Source organism: Dickeya poaceiphila (assembly GCF_007858975.2).
Classification (GTDB): domain Bacteria; phylum Pseudomonadota; class Gammaproteobacteria; order Enterobacterales; family Enterobacteriaceae; genus Dickeya; species Dickeya poaceiphila.
Map to the genome: position 1 here is coordinate 2,510,656 of NZ_CP042220.2, position 22,519 is coordinate 2,533,174.

General features: G+C 56.0%; 22 protein-coding genes, 1 pseudogene and 1 riboswitch. Of the genes and pseudogenes, 9 read left to right on the forward strand and 14 right to left on the reverse strand.

Features of this window, described 5'->3' with window-relative positions:
- Positions 1–132 precede the first annotated feature (132 nt).
- Positions 133–909 (forward strand): DeoR/GlpR family DNA-binding transcription regulator, encoded by a 777-nt coding sequence (locus tag Dpoa569_RS11135; protein ID WP_042870022.1) that lies wholly within the window; start codon positions 133–135, stop codon positions 907–909.
- Between the two features lie 92 nt (positions 910–1,001).
- The gene (locus Dpoa569_RS11140) at positions 1,002–1,688 is read left to right on the forward strand and encodes a glutathione S-transferase family protein (protein ID WP_042870020.1); all 687 of its coding nucleotides are present in this window, start codon (positions 1,002–1,004) and stop codon (positions 1,686–1,688) included.
- 18 nt (positions 1,689–1,706) lie between these two features.
- Here the strand turns inward: Dpoa569_RS11140 and pbpG are convergent, their stop codons facing one another.
- The 3 genes from pbpG to dusC form a co-directional block, all read right to left on the reverse strand.
- Entirely contained in the window at positions 1,707–2,663 is a 957-nt protein-coding gene (pbpG, locus tag Dpoa569_RS11145; RefSeq protein ID WP_042870018.1) for a D-alanyl-D-alanine endopeptidase, read from the reverse strand.
- A gap of 228 nt (positions 2,664–2,891) precedes the next feature.
- Positions 2,892–3,431 (reverse strand): class IV adenylate cyclase, encoded by a 540-nt coding sequence (cyaB, locus tag Dpoa569_RS11150; protein WP_042870016.1) that lies wholly within the window; start codon positions 3,429–3,431, stop codon positions 2,892–2,894.
- Positions 3,432–3,998: 567 nt separating this feature from the next.
- Positions 3,999–4,934 (reverse strand): tRNA dihydrouridine(16) synthase DusC, encoded by a 936-nt coding sequence (gene dusC, locus Dpoa569_RS11155; protein ID WP_042870013.1) that lies wholly within the window; start codon positions 4,932–4,934, stop codon positions 3,999–4,001.
- Positions 4,935–5,139: 205 nt separating this feature from the next.
- Between dusC and Dpoa569_RS11160 the strand changes: the two are divergent.
- Positions 5,140–5,295: pseudogene (locus Dpoa569_RS11160) on the forward strand (DMT family transporter); the annotation flags it as partial.
- A gap of 4 nt (positions 5,296–5,299) precedes the next feature.
- On the opposite strand, the gene rhlE reads toward Dpoa569_RS11160, so the two are convergent.
- Entirely contained in the window at positions 5,300–6,664 is a 1,365-nt protein-coding gene (gene rhlE / locus Dpoa569_RS11165) for an ATP-dependent RNA helicase RhlE (RefSeq protein WP_042870011.1), read from the reverse strand.
- 461 nt (positions 6,665–7,125) lie between these two features.
- On the opposite strand from rhlE, the gene hlyD reads away from it, so the two are divergent.
- The 6 genes from hlyD (at position 7,126) to clsB (ending at position 14,245) form a co-directional block, all read left to right on the forward strand.
- Positions 7,126–8,130: a secretion protein HlyD gene (gene hlyD / locus Dpoa569_RS11170; protein ID WP_042870009.1), complete on the forward strand. Its 1,005-nt coding sequence runs from the start codon at positions 7,126–7,128 to the stop codon at positions 8,128–8,130.
- Complete coding sequence (locus tag Dpoa569_RS11175) at positions 8,120–9,871, forward strand: ATP-binding cassette domain-containing protein (RefSeq protein ID WP_042870006.1); 1,752 nt, start codon at positions 8,120–8,122, stop codon at positions 9,869–9,871. Before hlyD ends, Dpoa569_RS11175 begins: the two co-directional genes overlap by 11 nt.
- Positions 9,855–11,000: an ABC transporter permease gene (locus tag Dpoa569_RS11180; RefSeq protein WP_042870005.1), complete on the forward strand. Its 1,146-nt coding sequence runs from the start codon at positions 9,855–9,857 to the stop codon at positions 10,998–11,000. Before Dpoa569_RS11175 ends, Dpoa569_RS11180 begins: the two co-directional genes overlap by 17 nt.
- Before the next feature lie 64 nt (positions 11,001–11,064).
- Positions 11,065–12,171 carry an ABC transporter permease gene (locus Dpoa569_RS11185; RefSeq protein WP_146411347.1) on the forward strand — a complete coding sequence of 369 codons (1,107 nt, stop codon included), beginning with the start codon at positions 11,065–11,067 and terminating at the stop codon, positions 12,169–12,171.
- Positions 12,172–12,260: 89 nt separating this feature from the next.
- Positions 12,261–13,031, forward strand: a complete 771-nt coding sequence (locus tag Dpoa569_RS11190) for an endonuclease/exonuclease/phosphatase family protein (protein ID WP_042870003.1) — start codon at positions 12,261–12,263, stop codon at positions 13,029–13,031.
- Positions 13,028–14,245, forward strand: coding sequence for a cardiolipin synthase ClsB (gene clsB, locus Dpoa569_RS11195; RefSeq protein ID WP_146411350.1), 1,218 nt, complete (start codon positions 13,028–13,030; stop codon positions 14,243–14,245). The genes Dpoa569_RS11190 and clsB overlap by 4 nt, the downstream gene beginning before the upstream one ends.
- Before the next feature lie 50 nt (positions 14,246–14,295).
- On the opposite strand, the gene Dpoa569_RS11200 is transcribed toward clsB, so the two are convergent.
- From Dpoa569_RS11200 to Dpoa569_RS11245, 10 genes are all read right to left on the reverse strand, one after another.
- A complete protein-coding gene (locus Dpoa569_RS11200; protein WP_042870001.1) occupies positions 14,296–15,006 on the reverse strand; it encodes a Bax inhibitor-1/YccA family protein in 711 nt (236 codons plus the stop codon).
- Positions 15,007–15,212: 206 nt separating this feature from the next.
- Entirely contained in the window at positions 15,213–16,247 is a 1,035-nt protein-coding gene (locus Dpoa569_RS11205) for an ABC transporter ATP-binding protein (RefSeq protein ID WP_042869999.1), read from the reverse strand.
- Positions 16,244–17,746: an ABC transporter permease gene (locus Dpoa569_RS11210; protein WP_227983212.1), complete on the reverse strand. Its 1,503-nt coding sequence runs from the start codon at positions 17,744–17,746 to the stop codon at positions 16,244–16,246. The genes Dpoa569_RS11205 and Dpoa569_RS11210 overlap by 4 nt, the downstream gene beginning before the upstream one ends.
- A 124-nt stretch (positions 17,747–17,870) precedes the next feature.
- Entirely contained in the window at positions 17,871–18,887 is a 1,017-nt protein-coding gene (locus Dpoa569_RS11215) for an iron ABC transporter substrate-binding protein (RefSeq protein WP_042869996.1), read from the reverse strand.
- A 247-nt stretch (positions 18,888–19,134) separates the two neighbouring features.
- Positions 19,135–19,587, reverse strand: a complete 453-nt coding sequence (gene moaE, locus Dpoa569_RS11220; RefSeq protein ID WP_042869994.1) for a molybdopterin synthase catalytic subunit MoaE — start codon at positions 19,585–19,587, stop codon at positions 19,135–19,137.
- 1 nt (position 19,588) lies between these two features.
- Positions 19,589–19,834: a molybdopterin synthase sulfur carrier subunit gene (gene moaD / locus Dpoa569_RS11225; protein ID WP_042869992.1), complete on the reverse strand. Its 246-nt coding sequence runs from the start codon at positions 19,832–19,834 to the stop codon at positions 19,589–19,591.
- Positions 19,831–20,313: a cyclic pyranopterin monophosphate synthase MoaC gene (gene moaC, locus Dpoa569_RS11230; RefSeq protein WP_042869990.1), complete on the reverse strand. Its 483-nt coding sequence runs from the start codon at positions 20,311–20,313 to the stop codon at positions 19,831–19,833. Before moaC ends, moaD begins: the two co-directional genes overlap by 4 nt.
- A 6-nt stretch (positions 20,314–20,319) precedes the next feature.
- Positions 20,320–20,832, reverse strand: a complete 513-nt coding sequence (gene moaB / locus Dpoa569_RS11235) for a molybdenum cofactor biosynthesis protein B (protein ID WP_042869988.1) — start codon at positions 20,830–20,832, stop codon at positions 20,320–20,322.
- 44 nt (positions 20,833–20,876) lie between these two features.
- On the reverse strand, positions 20,877–21,866 hold the full coding sequence (gene moaA, locus Dpoa569_RS11240) for a GTP 3',8-cyclase MoaA (protein ID WP_042869986.1): 990 nt from the start codon (positions 21,864–21,866) through the stop codon (positions 20,877–20,879).
- Positions 21,854–21,998: riboswitch (molybdenum cofactor riboswitch) on the reverse strand. It overlaps the preceding gene by 13 nt.
- A 329-nt stretch (positions 21,999–22,327) precedes the next feature.
- Positions 22,328–22,471, reverse strand: a complete 144-nt coding sequence (locus tag Dpoa569_RS11245; protein ID WP_071604363.1) for a DUF2474 domain-containing protein — start codon at positions 22,469–22,471, stop codon at positions 22,328–22,330.
- Between the last annotated feature and the right edge of the window lie 48 nt (positions 22,472–22,519).

Consider the following 22,519-nt stretch of genomic DNA (forward strand, 5'->3'; position numbering starts at 1 on the left):
AGGCTTGCCATACCTGTTATGCTTAAAAGCACAAAAATACACAAAGAATCCACTCATTGTTGAACCTGATCGTGCGCCGCCTTGCCGTTATAATGGCGACGACTATTGCGCTGACCGAGAGAATGCCCGCTGATGCTTGAAGAAACCCGTCTGCACCGTATCCGTTTGCTACTGTCGTCCCTCAACCGGGTGAGTACCGAACACATCATTCAGCATTTGGGGGTATCGCGGGAAACCGTACGGCGCGATGTACTCAAACTGGAAGCACAAGGCGTGCTGCGCCGGGTGCACGGCGGCATTGTGGCAATCGGCGCCGAGCCGGAGCCGCCGTTGTCAGTTCGCAACACAGTGCGGGAACAAGAGAAGCTGGCAATCGCCCAACTGGCAGCACAACAATTGAAAGCGGGTCAAACGCTGTTTATCGATGCTGGCAGCACCACCGCTCTGCTGGCTGGCGAACTGCTGCGGCTTCCCGGCATGACCATTATCACCAACAGCCTGAATGTGGCGCTGAAACTCACCGCCGCCGAAACCGAGGCGTATTCACCGCATGACGTCATCCTGCTCGGCGGCCACATGGGCGCGGCGTCACAGGCCACCAGCGGCGCACTGACGGTGACGGAAATCCAGCGCTACCGCGCCGATGTCGCCCTGCTATCGCCGGTCGGTATCGCCAGTCAGTCCGGCGCCAGCAGTTTCTCCCACCATGAAGCAGCGATTGCCGGGGCGATGTCGCGCAGCTCCAGACAGCGCATCATGTTGGCGGACCACAGCAAGATTGGCATCACCAGCCGTGTTATTTACGCCTCCCCTGCTGATATCGACATATTGATTAGCGACAGCGCCAGTCGCAATAACGCCGATCTCACTGCGTTACAAGCGACATGCGGCCAGGTGCTGCTGACCTGAACGGCTTTACTGACCAATCAACTGGTGCATATCACTGATTTCATGATATATCCAGATAATAAAATGACTGCTATATCACCATGGAGGAAGACATGTATCAGCTACACATCGCCAATAAAAACTACTCGTCCTGGTCACTGCGCCCCTGGATTTTACTTAAAGCACTGGATATTCCGTTTGAAGAAATTCTGACCCCCTTTGCACCCACTCCGGTTCAGGCAGCGTTCAAAACCTTCTCACCGACCGGCAAAGTGCCTTGTCTTATCGATGGTGACATCACTGTATGGGATTCGCTGTCCATTACTGAGTATCTGGCGGAAGATCACCCGTCAGTCTGGCCACAAGACAAAGCTGCACGCGCCTGGGCGCGCAGTGCGGCGGCGGAAATGCATTCTGGCTTTAGTGCGCTGCGTAACCAGTGCTCCATGAGTTGCGGCGTGCGGGTGAAACTCCACACCATCACTGCTGCATTACAGGGCGATATCGACAGGCTGAATCAGTTGTGGCAGGAAGGCATAGAGCGGTTTGGCGGGCCGTTTCTGGCCGGTGCACAGTTCAGTGCAGTAGACGCATTTTTCGCTCCGGTGGTGTTTCGTGCGCAAACTTACGCACTGCCGCTCACCGGCGACGCTGCGCATTATGTCAGTCACCTGCTGGCCCATCCGGCGATGCAACTCTGGTATCAGCAGGCGCTGGCAGAAACCTGGCGTGAGCCTGGCCATGAAGAAGAAATCGCGGCATCAGGCCAGATGGTTCAGGACTGGCGGGCAGCGCCGTAACACCGCCCGTACTCTCAGTTATTCGTCCGCTTCGGCGACAGCAGCGCTGTTGCCGTGCGGCTGACGCGACGCCAGCGACCTCTGTTTCTTGTAGCTCAGCGCTGCTGCCGGCACTGGGCTGATCTTACCGGTTTCCAGCCAGTTACGCAGGCGATTGGCATCGGCGAAATGGGTGAATTTACCAAACGCATCCAGCACCACCAGCGACACAGGTCGGCCATTGATTACGGTACGCATCACCAGACAGTGGCCGGCCTGATTGGTAAAGCCGGTTTTGGTCAACTGGATGTTCCAGTCCGACCGATAGATCAGATGGTTGGTATTGCGAAACGGCAGACTGTAAGACGGGTGGGTAAAGACTGCGGTTTTCTCCTGCGACGTGCTGAGCTGACTCAGCAACGGATACTGTTTGGAGGCAATCAGCAATTTAGTCAGGTCGCGCGCAGTAGAGACGTTGCTGGTAGACAGCCCGGTCGGCTCCACATAATGCGTATGCGTCATACCCAGCGCTTTGGCTTTCGCGTTCATCGCCGCGATAAACGCCTGATATCCGCCGCGGTAGTGATGCGCGAGGCTGGCTGCCGCCCGGTTTTCTGACGACATCAACGCCAGCAGCAGCATATCGTGACGACTGATTTCACTTCCCAGACGCACGCGAGAATACACTCCTCTCATCTCTTTAGTCTGGCTGATATCAACGGAGATCAGCTCGTCCAGAGGCTGGTTAGCATCCAGCACGACCATGGCGGTCATCAGTTTGGTGACCGAGGCAATCGGCACGACCACATCCGGATTGCTGGAATAGAGCACGTCGTTATTACGTAAATCCACCACCATCGCGCTGCCGGATGCAATCTCCTGGCGGGATGGTACATGTTGTGCTACAGGGGTTTTGGCCGCAGCGTGTGGCGCAAAGCAGACAGGCGCTGAGAGCAACAACAGGCTTACAACGGAAAGCCGAAATTTTTTATTCATTATTCAATAGCTTAAACAGTGTACTGTTAACTGAAAAAACAACGAGGCATTATAATGCGCCTGTGGATAGCGTGCACTCCGTCCGCCTAAAAGCTTTGTGACAAAGTTTAACAACCGCTCATCCAAACTGGCGGCGGTTGTCTCACATTGATGCTCATGGTATTTCGACAACCCCTCCGTCAGTTAACCATCAGGCAGTTAGCATGATGCGGTAATAGACGCCACCGCCTAATATCCCAACAGTTGACGATAGGATCGGGTTTCAATGCTGTCCATGTGCAATCCGAGCCGCAAGGCACACCCCTGACAGTGCTCGCTCAGAATATCCAGCTCCGCTTCTTCCTCTGTCATGCAGGAAATTTCAACGAAATGCCCTAATGACTCGATATAATCCAGCGTGATGTGGAATCGCTCAAGAAAATAGATGCTGCGGGTTTTATTCACCTCGAAGATCGGCAGAAATCCGAGCGTTCTCAGCATACTGTCGGTCATGTCGAACGATTCAACGTTGACGGCCTCGCAGCGCCCCATACGTGGCCCTTTCACGATCCACAGTTTGATCCCTGATGGAGCCATACGGCGTAATACCATACTGATATTTTGTTGCCACAGCGTCTTTTCTGCCGAGTCATAATAAATGTCGTGTTCCTTGTTTTCGAATACAAACGACTCAGGATGGTGACTGAATAAATTTTCACGAAAAGCGACAATATCCTGAATACGAAATTTCAACTCAACTTCATATTTCCCTCTGAAATGCTCGTGCACTTTTTTTCTCCGCTTATCGGTTTTCTCTGACACGTCTCATTATTTGGCGAATACATACAAAACAGACGATCAGGCCATGTTATATTTATCATTACAGCACTATTATCATACTAACCATTTATACTCAGGTAGTTAGCCGCACAACGAGTGATTCTCGGCTACCCCTACTGCACCTTGTCTATCGTCTGGATAACAACGCGCGGACTACGCCAGCCTTTATTTGTATGTTGTGCTGAAATGAGCAGCAAAAAACAATAGCACAGTGTGCGTTCAACATGTTGGATGTGCGTTCAGCATGTTGAAATGGAATGCAGCGTTTTACACCAACATTCCCTCTATTTCATCAGGGCATTATTACAAATTATTTTTTTCGATGATCAGGTATAGATACGAAAGCATAATAATTCAATCCACTGACTGCCATTTTGCTGATCAGATGAGTACATTGTTGTAAGTTTTCTTTTCATGAACAGGTCGTTACGAATAGATTATCATCACCGTACGATGCAGATAACCCTCCTCAGATTGCGACACTCGCTATGGCACCGCACGTTATCTGCAATCCTTTCATCCGATATCATCAATAACTCGTGCAATATCGGCGGAGGTCGTCAACGCTCGAATCCGGCTGAACAGCTCGCTGGCGTCGTCATACTCCTTGCGCAGATAACCCAGCCACTGCTTGATGCGTGCTACGTGATACAAGCCGGTGTCGCCTTGCTTTTCCAGCCGCACGTATTTCTGTAGCAATTGCACCACCTCTGCCCACGGCATACGCGCTTCACGATATTTGATGACCCTACTCAGGTTGGGCACATTGAGCGCGCCGCGGCCAATCATCACCGCATCGCAACCGGTCACGGCCATGCAATCCTGTGCGCTTTGCCAGTCCCAGATTTCTCCGTTGGCGATAACGGGAATACGCAGGCGTTTGCGGATCTCGCCAATCGCCGCCCAGTTGATGCGCTCTGCCCGGTACCCCTCTTCCTTGGTACGCCCATGCACCACCAACTCGCTGGCTCCTGCCTGCTGTACGGCGTCGGCAATCTCGAACTGGCGATCACCAGAGTCCCAACCCAGCCGCACTTTTACCGTTACCGGCAACGATGACGGCACCGCTTCGCGCATCGCTTTGGCAGCCCGATAGATCAAGTCAGGGTCTTTGAGCAGCGTAGCACCGCCACCGCTGCCGTTCACCATTTTGGATGGACAGCCACAGTTGAGATCGACGCCCCATGACCCAAGCTCCACCGCCCGTGCGGCATTTTCCGCCAGCCATTGCGGGTACTGACCGAGCAGTTGCACCCGCACCCGCGTGCCAGACGGTGTACGGCTGCCATGGCGCAATTCAGGGCACAATCGATAGAACGCTTTTACCGGCAGACGGCTATCCACCACCCGCAAAAACTCGGTGATGCAGAGATCGTAATCATTCACTTCGGTGAGTAATTCCCGCACCAAAGCATCCAGCACCCCTTCCATCGGGGCCAGTAAAACGCGCATAACTCAACTCATCGCAAAAAAGTAAATGGTACTGTCAGCGGGAGAAACTGTCGATGAAAGAAACTGTTGGCAGGATAAACGGTTAATGGGAGCCACAACGCAACCGGGACCGGCAAAAGAATGGACGGGAAAGTCAACACTTTCCCGCCGTGACACTTTCCCGCCATAGCACAGGAATTATGGACGAATATTCACCTGATAAAAAATGTGTTTACCGTTAGTTGCGCTCTCTATTTCTACCTTGTACGAAGGGTACGTATGGCGGACTAACGCTGTGCTGGGGTTGTTGCTGATTCTGGCAGGCAACGCGGTGATGTTTTATCGCCCCCGGCGGCAACCGGAGGCGAAAGCGGCAGTGTAGGATATTACTGACCACTGGCTGGTTTGCGCGGCGCTCGCCGACGGGCGGGTTGTCCTTCCGGACGGCCCGTCGGACGCGCGGCACCCTCACGGCGCGGCTGGTGGGGACGATCTCCCTGCGAACGCCCGGCGGCACGCTCACTTTGCGGTCGCTCGCCCTGACGCGGCGCCCCGCCGCGACTGCCACGCCCACCTTGTCGGCCATTCTGGATCGGTTCGGCCTTGATGGTCGGGTCCGGTTCGTAACCCGCAATCGCAATACGCGGGATTTCCCGCTTTAACAGACGTTCGATGTCGCGCAATAGTTTATGCTCATCGACGCATACCAATGACAACGCCTCACCGGTAGAGGCCGCCCGACCAGTACGGCCAATACGGTGCACATAATCTTCCGGCACATTCGGCAGTTCATAGTTCACGACATGCGGCAGTTGGTCGATATCCAATCCACGAGCCGCGATATCGGTCGCCACCAGCACCCGAATCTCGCCGTCCTTGAAATTAGCCAGCGCACGGGTACGCGCCCCCTGGCTCTTGTTGCCGTGGATAGCGGCGGCAGTGATGCCGTCTTTGTTCAGTTGTTCCGCCAGATGGTTGGCACCGTGCTTGGTACGGGTAAACACCAGCACCTGCTGCCAATTGTGTTTACCAATCAGGTGCGACAACAGTTCGCGCTTGCGTTTTTTGTCCACAAAGTGCACGTGCTGGGTCACCAGCTCGGACGGAGTATTGCGGCGCACCACTTCCACCGAAGCCGGGTTATCAAGCAACTTGCCGGCCAGTTCTTTGATTTCATCAGAGAACGTAGCGGAAAACAGCAGGTTCTGCCGTTTCGGCGGCAACTTCGCCAGTACCCGACGGATATCGTGGATAAAGCCCATGTCCAACATGCGATCCGCTTCATCCAGCACCAGAATTTCCACCTGAGACAAGTCAACCGCGTTCTGGTGTTCCAAATCCAGCAGACGACCCGGCGTGGCAATCAGAATATCGACGCCGCCACGCAGCTTCATCATCTGCGGATTAATGCTGACGCCGCCGAACACCACCAGCGAGCGCAGACGCAGATACTTGCTGTACGCCAGCACGTTTTCGCCGATCTGTGCGGCCAGTTCACGGGTTGGCGTCAGGATCAACGCCCGTACCGGACGGCGGCCTTTCGCCATCACAGGGCGTTCACTCAGCAATTGCAGCAACGGCAGCGTGAAACCCGCGGTTTTACCGGTTCCGGTCTGGGCGCTGGCCATCAGGTCGCGCCCTTCCAGCACTACCGGAATCGCCTGACGCTGAACCGGCGTCGGCTCACGATAGCCCTGCTCTTCCACAGCGCGCAAAATATCGGCACTCAGACCGAGAGATTCAAAAGACATAACGAGAACAACTCCAGATTCACCCTACCCGATATCTACCGGTGCAGTTTTTAGGGTGACGACAGATGGAGTAACGCTGAGTCGGCATCTATATACCGCACAACGCTGACTCCAGATGAATGGGCACAAACTACGGTGCATGACTGCGCGCGATTATAACAGAAAATCGCCTGTCCAAGGAATTTTTATCTGTCGATCACATTTAATCCTCTGCATTGTGCGCAAAATGGTTCTGCGCTTTTGTATATCAAGCAGTTACTGATTAAGACCAGCGGATTCATCCATCACAACGCCAGCGGATATCTGCGTAGAATCCTCCCACTTTCAGGTCGAACGCGGCAATCTGTTGAACAAGGCATTATTCTTAACTCTTAGAGCGAGAGCGATGCCATCGTCTATGTGGGATCGACAATCACGATATTAATGGCACGAACAGGACGCAGGAGCATATCGGGAGCGCTATGAATAAGAAAACAGGGTTATGGCTGGTGCTGGTGGTCATTGCTATCGCCGCCGCCGGTTATGGCCTGATAAAACAACGGAATCAACAGGCCATGCCGTTGACGCTGTATGGCAATGTAGATATCCGCAGCGTCAATCTGGGGTTCCGGGTTGGCGGACGACTGGCAAGTCTGAATGTGGATGAAGGGGATGTTATCCAGCCGGGACAACTGTTAGCCAGGCTGGATAGTGCACCGTTGCAAAACGCGCTGCAACAGGCGAAAGCCAATGTTGCCAGTGCACAGGCACAACTGGCGCTGTTGCAGGCAGGCTACCGCAGCGAGGAAATCGCCCAGGTGCATTCACAACTGGAACAGGCACAGGCCGCTTACGACTACGCCAACAGTTTCTACCAACGTCAGCTTGGCTTGTGGAAACAGCACACCCTTGCCACCAATACGCTGGAAGACGCTCGATCTACCCGTAATCAGGCGCAAGCCGCGTTGCAGGCAGCACGGCAAAAACTGAGCCAGTATCAACGCGGTAACCGCCCGCAGGAAATCGCCGCTGCCGAAGCCGCGCTGGCGCAAGCACAAGCTGCCGAAGCGCAGGCTCAGCTAAATGTGCAGGATACGCGCCTGTATGCGCCCTCTCCCGGCGTGATCCTGACGCGTGCTGCTGAAGCCGGCACCATGCTGAACGCCGGCGGCACCGTATTTACCCTGTCGTTAACGCAACCGGTCTGGATTCGCGCCTACGTCAGTGAAACCCAGCTAGGCCGCGCCGCGCCGGGGCGCGAGGTGCTGATTTACACCGACAGCCGCCCGAATAGCCCCTATCACGGCAAAATTGGTTTTGTATCGCCCAGCGCCGAATTTACGCCCAAAAACGTCGAAACCACGGAGTTACGCACCGATCTGGTCTATCGGTTACGCATCATCGTTAACGATGCAGACGATGGTCTGCGTCAGGGAATGCCGGTGACACTCACGCTGGCGCAGGACAATGCTTTCCATGACCGATGACACACCATTGATTCGCCTTGATGCGCTGGAAAAACGCTTCGCTGGTCAGGCAAAACCGGCGCTGGCGCAGTTGAGCGCTGAAATTCGCGCCGGTGCGGTTACCGGGCTGATAGGGCCGGACGGCGCAGGCAAAACCACCTTGATGCGGATGCTGGCCGGACTGCTGACGCCGAGCGCAGGCACCCTTCGGGTGCTGGGGCTTGACCCGATAGCCGATGACCGTCAGTTACACGCGCGACTTGGCTATATGCCGCAAAAATTTGGCCTGTATGAAGACCTTACGGTGATGGAAAACCTGACGCTGTATGCCGACCTGCGCGGCATCACCGGTGACACCCGGCGCACTACCTTTGATCGGCTGTTGCAGTTTACCGACCTCACGCGTTTCACCACCCGGCTGGCAGGCAAACTCTCTGGCGGCATGAAACAAAAGCTGGGGCTGGCCTGTACCCTGCTGGGGCAACCCAGCGTACTGCTGCTGGATGAACCGGGAGTCGGCGTTGACCCCATTTCCCGCCGCGAGTTATGGCGCATGGTACATGAACTGGCAGACGACGGTATGCTGATCCTCTGGAGCACCTCCTATCTGGATGAGGCGGAACAGTGCCGCGACGTGTTGCTGCTCAACGAGGGGGAAGTGCTCTATCGGGGCGCGCCCGCCGACCTGACGCAACAAATGGCGGGCCGTTGTATTCTGCTCGACCAGCCGGGTAGCAATCATCGCCGCCTGCTGCAACAGGCGCTGCGCCAACCGCAGGTGAGCGACGGCGTCATTCAGGGGCGCTATGTGCGGCTGATTCTGAAACCGCAGGCGGATCGACACACCCTGCTGCACACCCTCGGCCTGCCGCCGGAAAGCGCACAAAATACCGCGCCGCGTTTTGAAGATGCATTCATCGACCTGCTGGGTGGCGGCCCTGACGCTACTTCATCGCTGGCGGCTATCCTGCCGCAACGCGACACTCACTGCGGAGAAACGGTGATCGAAGCCCGTAACCTGACAAAAAAGTTCGGCGATTTCGCGGCCACTGACCGGGTGAACTTTCAGGTCCGTCGTGGTGAAATCTTCGGGCTGCTGGGGCCAAACGGTGCCGGTAAATCCACCACCTTTCGTATGATGTGCGGCCTGCTGACGCCAACCGACGGTCAGGCGCTGGTGCTGGATATGGATCTCAAAACCCGTTCTGGCCGGGCGCGCCAGCATCTTGGCTACATGGCGCAGAAATTTTCGCTGTACGGCAACCTGACCGTGGAACAGAACCTGCGCTTTTTTTCCGGTGTTTACGGCCTGCGTGGTCAGCGCCAGCAAGATAAAGTGAACCGCATGGCGCAGGCGTTCAACTTTCATCCCATTTTCCAGCAGACGCCGGATGCCCTACCGCTCGGTTTTCGCCAGCGGCTGGCGCTGGCCTGCGCGCTGATGCACGAACCGGACATCCTGTTTCTTGACGAACCCACCTCCGGCGTTGACCCGTTTACCCGTCGGGAGTTCTGGCAGCACATTAACGGCATGGTAGACAAAGGCGTCACGGTTATGGTCACGACCCACTTTATGGACGAAGCCGAATACTGCGACCGCATCGGACTGGTGTATCGTGGTCGGATCATCGCCAGCGGTACGCCGGACGACCTCAAGCGCCAGGCCGCCTGTGACGACACGCCGGAGCCGACCATGGAGCAAGCGTTTATCACACTGGTACAGGCGTATGATCGGGAGACGGCTGATGCCACAACACATTGATGATCAGCGTTTTTCCTGGCGACGGCTGCGAGCGCTATGTCTGAAGGAAACCCGTCAGATTCTGCGCGATCCCAGTAGCGCGCTGATTGCGTTTGTCATCCCATTGTTGCTGCTGTTTATTTTCGGTTATGGCATCAACCTTGACTCCAGCCGCCTGAATGTCGGCATACTGATGGAACAGCACAGCGCTGAAGCCGACAGCCTGGCGCGCGCCTTTACCGGATCGCCGTTTATGGATGTCACCCTTAGCGATAACCGACCGGCGCTGATCGAACGGATGCAGGCCGGGCAGATCCGCGGACTGATCGTCATCCCGGCTGATTTCGCCAGACGGCTGGCACACCCGCAAGACCGCGCACCGATTCAGGTCATTACCGATGGCAGCGAACCCAATACCGCGCAGTTCGTACAGGGCTACGCGCAAGGAGTGTGGCAACTCTGGCAGCAACAGTATGCGCAAGACCATGGTGGCCGCTACCAACCGCTGATTGAGGTACAGACTCGCTACTGGTTCAACGCCGCCGCCATCAGCCAACACTTCATCATCCCCGGCGCCATCACCATCATCATGACGGTGATCGGCGCGATTCTGACCTCGCTGGTGATCGCCCGCGAGTGGGAACGGGGCACCATGGAAGCACTGTTGTCAACCCAGGTTACCCGTGTCGAACTGCTGCTCACCAAATTGCTCCCTTATTACGTGCTGGGCATGATAGCCATGGTGCTGTGTGTGGTGGTGGCGGTGTTTGTGCTGGGCGTGCCTTATCGTGGTTCGCTATGGCTGCTGTGTGGCCTGAGTAGCCTGTTTCTCGCCAGTACGCTGGGCATGGGGTTGCTGATTTCTACCCTGACCCGCAATCAGTTCAACGCGGCGATGGTAGCGCTCAATGCCGCGTTTCTGCCTGCGGTGATGTTGTCCGGGTTTATTTTTGAGATCCACAGTATGCCGGTGCTGGTGCAGGCGGTGTCGTACCTGATCCCCGCCCGCTATTTCGTCAGCACGCTGCAAACGCTGTTTCTGGCCGGGAACATCGGTAGCGTATTGCTGATGAACCTGCTGTTTTTGATAACGTCCGCAGTATTTTTCATTGGCCTGACGGCCTGGAAAACCCCTCGCCGGCTCGATTAGGTCAGGGAAATCTGTTGTTGGGAAGTGCCGAACGGATGCCGGCATACTGAGAGAGAAGAAAAGTATGTTACACCGCTTGTGGACGCTTATCCGCAAAGAGCTTCAGTCATTGCTGCGCGAGCCGCAAACGCGCGCCATTCTGGTGTTGCCGGTGCTGTTACAGGTACTGCTGTTCCCGTTTGCCGCCACACTGGACGTCACCGACGCCACACTCGCTATTTACAACGAGGACAATGGCCCCGCCTCGGTGGAACTAACGGAGCGTTTCGCCAGCGCCAGCGCTTTTTCGCGGGTCATCATGCTGCATAGCCCACAGGACATCGCCCCCACGATTGATAATCAACGGGCGCTGCTGCTGGCGCGCTTTCCCCCCGATTTCTCCCGTCAGTTGGCTGGCGGCACGCCGACCCGCATCCAGCTTCTGCTTGACGGGCGCCACTCCAACAGCGCCCAGATCGCCGCTCGTTATATCCAGCAGATAGTGCAGGATTACCAGCAGGAACAGCTAAACGACCCGACACTGACGCACCAGAGCGACTTAGTGATCCGCCACTGGTACAACCCGAATCTGGACTACAAATGGTTTGTGGTGCCGTCGCTGGTGGCGTTGATCACCACCATTGGCGTATTGATCGTCACCGCGCTGTCGGTGGCGCGCGAACGGGAACAAGGGACGCTGGAGCAGTTGCTGGTTTCACCACTTTCTACCGGGCAAATCTTCATCGGCAAGGCGGTCCCGGCGCTGATTGTCGCCACCGTTCAGGCCAGTATCGTGCTGGCAGCCGGCATCCTTGCTTACCGTATTCCGTTTTCCGGCTCGTTACTGCTGTTTTACCTCAGTATGCTGGTGTATGGATTATCGCTGGTGGGGTTCGGGCTGCTGATTTCTGCGTTCTGCGCCACCCAGCAACAGGCATTTATCGGCGTATTTGTCTTCGTGATGCCCGCCATTCTGCTCTCCGGCTATGTGTCGCCCGTCGAAAACATGCCGTTATGGCTGCAACAGCTTACCTGGGTTAATCCCGTGCGCCATTTCACCGACATAACCAAACAGATCTATCTGAAAAATGCCAGCCTGACTGTCATCTGGCGTGGGATATGGCCGCTACTGGCGATTACCGCCACCACCGGCAGCACGGCTTACGCCCTGTTTCGGCGCAAGATTGGCTAATTTTTCATCGCCACCTGTATCCGGCGTCAACGACGTCTTGTCAAACACTGACTACACTGATTTCAGCTACCTGAGAACGAGGGAAAACAATGGATACCGTCTCGCAGCCGTCATTAGGGTTTTCTTTCACTGTGCTGACCATCAATACTCACAAAGGGTTCAGCGCACTCAATCGCCGTTTCATCCTGCCTGAGCTGCGTGATGCCGTACGTTCGGTTTCCGCCGATATCGTGTGTTTGCAGGAGGTGCTGGGGCGCCACTCCACTCACCCATTGCAGGTGGAGCACTGGCCGGATACCCCGCACTACGAATTTCTGGCCGAAACCATGTGGAACGATTACGCCTACGGGCGTAACGCTGTCTACCCGGAAGGCGAGCATGGTAACGCGGTGCTGTCGCATTTCCCGATTTTCAGCTATCGCAATCTGGACGTGTCGGTGTCCGAAAAGGCAAGACGCGCCATTCTGCATTGTGTGCTGAAAGTCCCTAACCGGGATTTGCATATTCACGTGGTGTGCGTGCACATGGGGCTGACCGCCTCGCATCGGCGGCAGCAATTGGCGCTCTTGTGTGACCTGCTGGCCACGCTACCCACTGATGCGCCGTTGATTGTTGCCGGGGATTTCAATGACTGGCAAATGAAGGCCAGCACTCTGCTCAAACGCCGTGCTGGTCTGGAAGAGGTGTTCAGCCGCCATTTCGGCAAACCGCCGCGTACCTTTCCAGCACGTTTTCCATTGTTACGACTTGACCGCATCTACGTGCGCAACGCCCGCACCAGCGTACCGAAAATGCTGCCGTCCAGGCCATGGTCGCATCTGTCTGACCATGCGCCGCTGGCAGTGGAGATTCATTTGTGAAAACCGAGTGGCGCGACGGCAATCAAATTGAACTGCTGGTGAATGGCGATGAATACTATCCCAGCGTGTTTAACGCTATCCGCCAGGCCCACAGCCGGGTAGTGCTGGAAACCTTTATCTGGTTTGAAGACAACGTTGGCTACGCGTTGCGAGAGGTATTGATTGAAGCAGCACAGCGCGGCGTCAGCATAGATGCCACCGCTGACGGCTATGGTTCACGCGACCTGTCGCCCGACTTTCTGTCGCCGATGGTGGAAGCCGGGGTACGTTTCCATTTTTACGATCCGCTCCCCTCTTTATTCGGCCTGCTGCGTACCAATACCAATTTGTTTCGGCGGCTGCACCGTAAGATCGTGGTGGTGGATGGTCACACCGCCTGGATAGGCGGCATCAATTATTCCGCTGACCACCTGAACGACTATGGCCCGGAGGCCAAGCAGGATTACGCCGTGAAAGTGCGTGGCCCGGTGGTGGACGATATCAACCGCTTTGTACTGGCGGCACTGGCACATGATGAGGAGCCGCGCATCTGGTGGCGGCGACGTTTGCGCCGCCCGGCGCGTAATATCCCCCCCGGCAACGCACAGGCGCTATTTGTCTGGCGCGACAACGGCCTGCACCGCCGTGATATCGAACGTCAATACCTGCAAATGCTACGGCGAGCCAGACGTGAAGTGATTATCGCCAATGCCTATTTCTTTCCCGGCTATCGGTTATTGTGGGCAATGCGCAAGGCTGCTCGCCGGGGTGTACAGGTACGACTTATCATCCAGGGGCAACCGGATATGCCGATAGTTCTGATAGGCGCTCGATTGCTCTACCCGTGGCTGATAAACGCCGGGATAGCTATTTATGAATACCGCCGTCGGCCACTGCACGGCAAAGTCGCATTACAGGATGAACACGGGTCTACCGTCGGTTCCAGCAACCTGGACCCGCTCAGTCTGGCGCTCAATCTGGAAGCCAATCTGTTTATCAATGACCGGGACTTCAACCAGCAATTGCAGGACAACCTGCACCAGCTTATTCGTGAAGATTGCGTACAGGTTGACCCCGCACAACTACCGAAACGCTCATACTGGCAGGTGTTCAAAAGCATGGTGGTGTTTCATTTCCTGAAACGTTTCCCATCGATGGTCGGCTGGCTACCGGCGCACAGCCCACAGTTAACCCAGGTGGAGCGCACGCCAATGTATGACAACGACAGGAAATAGCAAAAAAAACGGAGCCAATTGGCTCCGTTTATCACTTATTATCATCACACTCAGCGGCGGTTACCCAATAAACGCAGCAGCATCAGAAACAGGTTGATGAAGTCGAGATACAGCGTCAACGCGCCCATGATCGAGTACTTGCGGAAGTTATCCCGATCATCAACCGACAGCTCTTCACCGATGTTTTTCAGTTTCTGCGTGTCGTACGCGGTCAGGCCGACAAATACCAGCACGCCGATGTAGGTGATGGCAAGTTGTAACCCTTCGCTTTTCAGCCAGAAATTCACCAGCGTTGCCAGCAGGATGCCAATCAACGCCATAAACAACATACTGCCAAGACCGGTCAGGTCGCGTTTAGTGACATAACCGTACAAGCTCATCGCGCCGAACATCCCGGCGGTAATCACAAAGGTACTGGCAATGGATTCACCGGAGTAGACAATGAAAATGCTGGACAACGTCAGGCCGGTCAACGCGGAGTAAAGCATAAACAGCGTAGTGGCAACGCCGCCACTCAGACGGTGCACCATGCCGGACAACACAAACACCAGCCCTAATTGGGCGATCACCAGTCCATAAAAGGTAATTTTGCTGGAGAACACCATCTGCAACACCGCCGGGGTGTTGGCGGCGTACCAGGAAACAAACGCCGTCAGCAACAGGCCACAGGTCATCCAGCCATAGACCTGCGCCATATAGGTTTGCAGGCCTGCGCCAGCCTGCTGAACAATGGAACCATGAGAACGTGGAAATCGATCCATGATGCAACCTTTTGCATGTAAGTGGAACAAACGGGCTTAATGCCCACCTGCCTTTCAGCTTAACACAAAATGCTACACACGACGGGTAACGCTTCCTCAACAGCTATCGCAATTTCTTTACATGACGTAACAACGCAACGCGTAATACCGAAAGGAATCACCGTGCCCGACATCATGCCGGACACAGATTAAGAAGGGGGGAATGCTTAATCCAGCCGGTGCGCTCGCCCTGCTACCGCCAGATGGACGCCGCAGCCAACCACGATCTCTTCCCGGCTGACGCTTTTTAGCTCAATCTCCTGCTGGCTATTCGTCATCCGCAGGCGCAGTGTGGATACAAATCCGGCAAACTCAATGGCCGTTACTACCGCCTGCGGCGTGCCGGATGGTTCGGCCAGCCTTATCTGAATCTGCTCTGGTCGCAGCATGATGCGCGCCCCGCCGGCAGACTGATTATCATCCACCGCCACATCACCCAGAACACAAGCGGCGCGACCCCCATTGAGCTGCGCCGGCAACACCAGCGTATCGCCGAGGAACGCGGCAATACCTTCATCCGCCGGACGCAGATACAGCGACTGCGGCGACCCGACCTGCACCAACCGCCCCTGCCGCATCACCGCCACCTGGTCGGCGAACGACAACGCTTCAGCCTGATCGTGGGTGACCAGAATTGACGCCACACCCGCTTCCGCCAGCAGCGCCGACACCGCCTGACGGGTAGCGGCACGCAGGCCGGTATCCAGCGCGGAAAACGGCTCATCCAGCAGCATTAACGCCGGACGTTGCGACAACGCGCGCGCCAGCGCCACCCGCTGTTGCTGACCGCCGGACAGTTCATGCGGCCACAACGCCGCCAGCCGTGAGTCCAGCGACACCATCGCCATCAGTTCGTCGATGCGCCGCTGCTTATCCTGCTTGCTGCCCTCAAGCCCGAAACCGATATTCTGCGCCACGGTAAAGTGCGGGAACAGTGCGCCATCCTGCGGTACAAAACCGATACCACGCAGGTGCGCAGGCACCCACTGATTCGCATCGGCCACAACGCGTGTTTGCAAACGCACGGTGCCTTTATCCGGCGCTTCAAAACCAGCGATGATACGCAGCAACGTGGTTTTACCAGAACCGGAGGGACCGACAATCGCGGTACGGCTACCCGCTGCCACCTGCAAGTTGATGCCATCCAGCACCGTAACGGCGTTAAAAGATTTGCCGATGCCATAAAGTTCAAGCGTATTCATAAACCTGCCGTACGTTTCGATTGAGAATAGAGCAACCAGGTCAGTGGAAGCGACAGCACCACCATAATCAGTGCGTAAGGCGCAGCCGCCATATAGTCGATTTCACTGGTCAGCGCCCAGAAACCGGTCGCCAGCGTGCGGGTGCCGTTGGGTGCCAGCAACAAAGTAGCGGTCAATTCATTGGTAACGGCGAGAAACACCAGCGCCGCGCCGGCTGCGGCGCCCGGCGCGGCCAATCGCAGCGTGATGCGCCACAGCGCTTTGCCTGGCGAACAGCCCAGACTACGCGCGACGTTCTCCAACTCTACCGGCGCCTGCGCAATACCCGCGCGCAGGTTGATAAGCGCACGCGGCATAAACATCAGCACATAGGCCAGCAGCAAGGTGAATTCAGTCTGATACAGTGGCCGCAGGGTATGAATGGTCACGGTGACCAGCGCCAGCGCGACCACAATGCCCGGCAACGCGCTGGTGACGTAGTTACAGCCTTCCAGCAGGCGATACAACCGTGACGGATAACGCACCGACAGCCAGGCCATTGGAAACGCGCACAGCGTAACCAGCACCGCACCGCTGACACCCAGCCACAATGTCTGGCGTAGCGCAGGCCACAACTCGTTATTGCGCCACACCTCTATGCCGCCAAGCCACAGCCAGCGGGCCAGCGTCACCAACGGGACACCCAGCGCCAGCGTGGTTAACGCCAGCGGCAATAATCCGTACATCAACGCCGCCGGGGACGACAGCCGCCACGGGGTCTGACTGCGGGCACTGCCGGAACCAACACGAGCATAGCGCGCCCGTCCACGGGTCAACGCTTCCAGTAACAGCAGTCCCAGGCAACACAGCACCAGTACGCCTGCCAGCATATTTGCCGCCAGACCATTAAAAGTAGACTGAAACTGTTCGAAAATCGCGGTGGTGAAGGTATCGAAGCGGATCATGGCGTACAGGCCGTATTCCGCCAGTAAATGTAACGCAATCAGCAACGACCCACCCCATACCGCCAGCCGCAACTGCGGCAGCACCACGCGAAAAAAAACGCGCCAGGGTTTGGCACCCAGCGAGGTCGCCACATCTTCCAGGCTGGGATCAAGCCGGCGCAGCACCGCCGCCGCCGGCAGATAAATAAACGGGAAATAAGCGAGTACCGACAGGAACACGCCTGCCGCCAGGCCATGCATACCGGGCAACAGACTGATCCAGGCGTAACTCTGGACAAACGCCGGCACCGCCAGCGGCGCAGTCAGCAATAACGACCACACACGGCGACCCGGCAGCGTTGTGCGCTCGGTCAGCCAGGCCAGCGCCACGCCAAACAATGTGCAGAGCGGCAGCGTTACCGCCACCAGCAATACGGTATTGAGCAACAGCTCTCCAACACGGGGCCGAAACACCAGCGTTTTTACCGTTTCCCAGCCTGTATCAAGGGTGATACCCACCACAAAGCCCAGCGGCAATAACGCCAGCAACGACAACAGCACGGCTATCAGTGCCATACTGCCGCCCGTTATCCGGTATGGCCACGCCCCCGGTCGCACCGGTTGGGTGACACCGACACCAGCGACTTTCAATTCCACATCAGCCATCTGTCTTATTGGACTCCCGCCCTGCACTGACACATTACAGCAAACCTGCTTCGGTCATCAGATCAACCACTTTCTTGCCGTTAAGCTGGGCGGCATCCACTTTCGGCGCCTGCAGGTCTTTCAGCGGCACCAGTTTCGGGTTAGAGGCTGCATTCACGCCCACCGCGTATTCAAAAGCGGTGTTGGTACGCAGGACTTCCTGACCTTTCTTGCCGGTGATCCACTTGATGAATGCCTGAGCCTGCTCTTTATGCTTGCTGGATGCCAGCACGCCGCCGCCAGAAATGCTGACAAACGCGCCCGGATCCTGATGTTTGAAGTAGTACAGACGGACATTTTTACTGTTTTCGCCCGTTTTGGCGCCATCGACAAACGGGTAGTAGTGGTAGATGACGCCACTGTCGATCTGACCGGCATTCACTGCTTTCATCACCGTGCTGTTGCCTTTATACGCGGTGAAATTGGTTTTCATGGCTTTCAGCCATTCCAGCGTCGCTTTCTCGCCTTTCAGCTCCAGCATCGCACTGACGATGGCCTGGAAATCAGCACCAGACGGAGAAGCCGCCCAACGCCCCTTCCATTCGGGTTTGGCCAGGTCCATCAGTGATTTTGGCAGTTGTGCCTCGGTCAGTTTTTCCGGGTTGTAGACAAATACCGTCGAGCGCGCGGCGATACCAATCCAGCGGCCATGGGACGGACGATACTGCGGCTCCACCTGCGCCAGGGTGTCGGCATCCAACGGCGCGAACAGATTGGCGTTATCCACCAGCACCATCGACGGCGAGTTTTCCGTTAAAAACACGTCAGCCGGAGAGGCATTGCCCTCCTGCACCAGTTGGTTACCCAATTCGCTGTCACCGCCATTACGCAGCGTGACTTTAATACCGGTATCCTGAGTAAAACCATCCACCCAGGATTTCACCAGGTTTTCGTGCTGTGCGTTGTAAATCACAATACCCGCATCCTCCGCCTGTGCGCCGAAGGAGAATCCCATCATCAGGGAAGAGGCCAGCAACGTGGCGGGGAACAGAGAAGCTATACGCCGTTTCATACCATTATCCTTTTAACTGTGTGGCAATTAACTGTATGACAATAAAAGCAAATCAGGCGGGACATTACCGCCGGCTCATTATCATTGCATTAAAATAGAAATAAAAATGATTCTTATTAATTATTTTCTTAACACTACGTTAATGCAAATTTTATAATTTGCTGCTTTTTATCGTTTTTTTTACGGTGATGAAATCATTTCTGTGAAAATCATGCAGTGGCGGCAATCAATCCACCGTCACCACCGCTTACGACCAGCGTTGCGCCGCCTGTTGATCGCTGTCGCGGGCATCAACCCAGCGGTCGCCATCCGGCGTCGCTTCCCGCTTCCAGAACGGCGCGCGCGTTTTGAGGTAATCCATAATGAATTGCGCTGCATCAAACGACGCCTGACGGTGGGCAGCGCTGACGCCCACAAAAACGATCTCGTCACCGGGGTAGAGCGCACCAACACGATGAATAACACTTGCGCGTTGAATCGGCCAGCGCTGCCGTGCCTCATCGACAATCTCTGCCAGCGCCTTTTCGGTCATGCCCGGATAATGCTCCAGTGTCAGCGCGCTGACGTGATCACCCAGATTGTGATTACGCACTTTGCCGGTGAAGGTCACCACTGAGCCATCTGTATCGCAGGCTGCCAGCCAGGTGTACTCATCGCCTACGCTGAACGGTTCTTGTCCTACCCGAATGCGCGTGTCCATGTCAGCCTCCGGTAACCGGCGGGAAAAACGCCACTTCGTCACCATCCGTCAACGGATGCGCCATGGCCACCAACGACTGATTGACCGCCGCCAGTAGTTTGCCGTCTTCCAGCGCCAGCGCCCAGCGGTCGCCACGTTCACACAGCGCCTGTCGCAGCGATGCCACATCCTGATAGTCGGCAGGCAGTGATAATCGGTCGATGCCGGTTAGCTCACGCACCTGCGCGAAAAATAACACCGTAATCATGATGCCTCCGCCGTAAAATCGCCGGATTTACCGCCGCTTTTTGCCAGCAACCGCACTGGGCCTATCACCATATCTTTCTGCACCGCTTTGCACATGTCGTAAATCGTCAGCGCGGCTACCGAGGCAGCAGTCAAGGCTTCCATTTCCACCCCGGTTTTGCCGGTCAGTCGGCACAGGGATTCAATGCGCACCCGGTTATGTTCCGGCTGGGCCTCCAGCTCGACGGCGACTTTACTCAACAGCAACGGATGACATAGCGGAATAAGCTCCCAGGTGCGCTTGGCAGCCTGAATACCGGCGATACGGGCAGTGGCGAACACATCGCCCTTGTGATGTCGCCCTTCGATAATCATCGACAGCGTCTGCGGCGTCATTTCCACAAAGGCTTCGGCACGCGCTTCACGCACCGTTTCCGCCTTGTCGGAAACATCCACCATAGCCGCTTCACCGGCGGCATTAATGTGGGTCAGTTGTGCCATAACAGCTTACTTTTTCAAATGAGGATAGAGGTTACAGGGTTTCTGGCGCGCATCCAGTTGCTCACGAATAATGCGTTCCCAGGCAGTACGGCAGGCTTTGGTTGACCCCGGCATAGCGAAAATCGCCGTCTGATTGGCCAGCCCGGCAATCGCGCGAGACTGAATGGTGGCGGTGCCGATCTCTTCGTATGACACCATGCGGAACAGTTCGCCAAATCCTTCGATTTCCCGGTCAAACAGTACCCGAATAGCTTCCGGCGCCAGGTCGCCTGACGTAAAGCCGGTGCCGCCGTTGATCAGGACAACCTGCACATCGTCACGGGCTATCCAGGCGGAAACCTGTGCACGGATGTGATACAGGTTTTCACTGACAATCGCGCTGTCCGCCAGATGATGTCCATCATGCTGCAATGCTTCACGCAGATAATCGCCAGACGTATCGTCGGCGGCAGTACGACGGGACGATATGGTCATCACCGCCACCGGCAAAGGAATAAATTCGCTGCTGACCTTGCTCATAAACACTCCGTAACGGTTGCCGTAATACCGTATTACGCGGCCACTCAGCCGCCGATAAAGGAAAGATTCGGGGTAATGCCGCTGTTGCCGTCATGCAGAAAATGCGACTGCCGTTTGCTGCCAAGACCGCCGGAAATACGCAATTTCAGCGCGTCCAGTTGGTCATCATCCGTCAGCAAATCGCGCAGCGGAATACCCTGCTCACCAAACAAACATAGATGCAGATTGCCGATGGCCGAAACCCGCAGCCGATTACAGCTCTGACAAAAGTCTTTTTCATACGGCATGATCAACCCCACCTCACCCTGATAATCCGGGTGCGAGAACACCTGAGCCGGGCCGTCGCTGCGCTCCCGCATCTGCTGCTGCCACCCTTGCTGCAACAGACGCTCGCGGATCACCTGCCCGGAAACATGGTGACGGCGGAACATCTCCCGCCCTTCGCCGGTTTCCATCAATTCAATAAAGCGCAATTGGATAGGCCGGGTGCGAATCCACTCAAGAAAGGCGTGCAGGCTGCTGTCGTTAACATCACGCATCAGCACCGTATTGACTTTCACCCGCTGGAATCCGTTAGCGAACGCGGCATCGATGCCGTCCATCACCTGACGAAATTTATCCTGCCCGGTAATGGCATGAAACTGACGGGCATCCAGGCTATCGACGCTGACGTTAAGCGCCGTCAGCCCGGCCTCTCGCCAGCTCGCCACATCCCGCGCCAGCCGGTAACCGTTAGTGGTGACGGCCAGCGTACGGATCGCCGGGTTTTCACGAATAGCGGCAATAATATCGACAAAATCCCGGCGCAAGGACGGTTCGCCGCCGGTCAGGCGCACCTTTTCCGTGCCCAGTTCGGCAAACGCCCGGCCAATACGGCGGATTTCACTTAACGACAGAAAGCGATGGGGGGTCGCACCATGGGGCTGATAGCCATCCGGCAGACAATAAGTACAGCGGAAATTGCAGACATCCGTTATCGACAGGCGCAAATAGTAAAACTTGCGCGCAAACGCATCGGTCAGTTGACTCACCATAAACACCTTTCCAAGTACGGGAGATGCGGGCATTTCTACCCTGCACCCTGGTGACGCAAAGGTCACGGCCAGAGAACCCTATTCGCGCTGATACACGAACGTAGGTTCCAAGGCTAGGAGTTTGATTTCCCGGCATGATGACACTGACGCCGGGCAACCGTGATTACTTCATGAAGTTTATCGCCAAATCAAGCTATCCGTCATTGAAAAATGCGGTATATAATCTTGTATACAGCGGATTTCATTCACTATTTTCACGCTCAGCATAGCGGAAATGCGATCAATTTTTCTGACCTGTATCATGGTATGACCGATATCCTCTACTCCCATCGGAGTAAACCGCCCCCCAATGACGACAGGTTGTACAGTTAACACAAACCGCCCGCGATGCTACCGCGGGCGGTTTGTGCTCATGCAGAGGCCAATACCAATTGATGCCAATTAAGCTATGTGACTCATGGCTAGCGGGTTTTCAGCCCGGCTGCCGTCATCAGCAAGCGAAATACCGTTGCGACCACACCGAGTGCGAGCACACTGGCTCCCCATAATATGACCATCCATAACAGTCGCTGCCATAGCGATGGCGGTTTTTTCCCCGCCGACATCACCTTCGCTGCGCCTGCGGTCAATATCGGCTTTTCATTTGCCCTTTT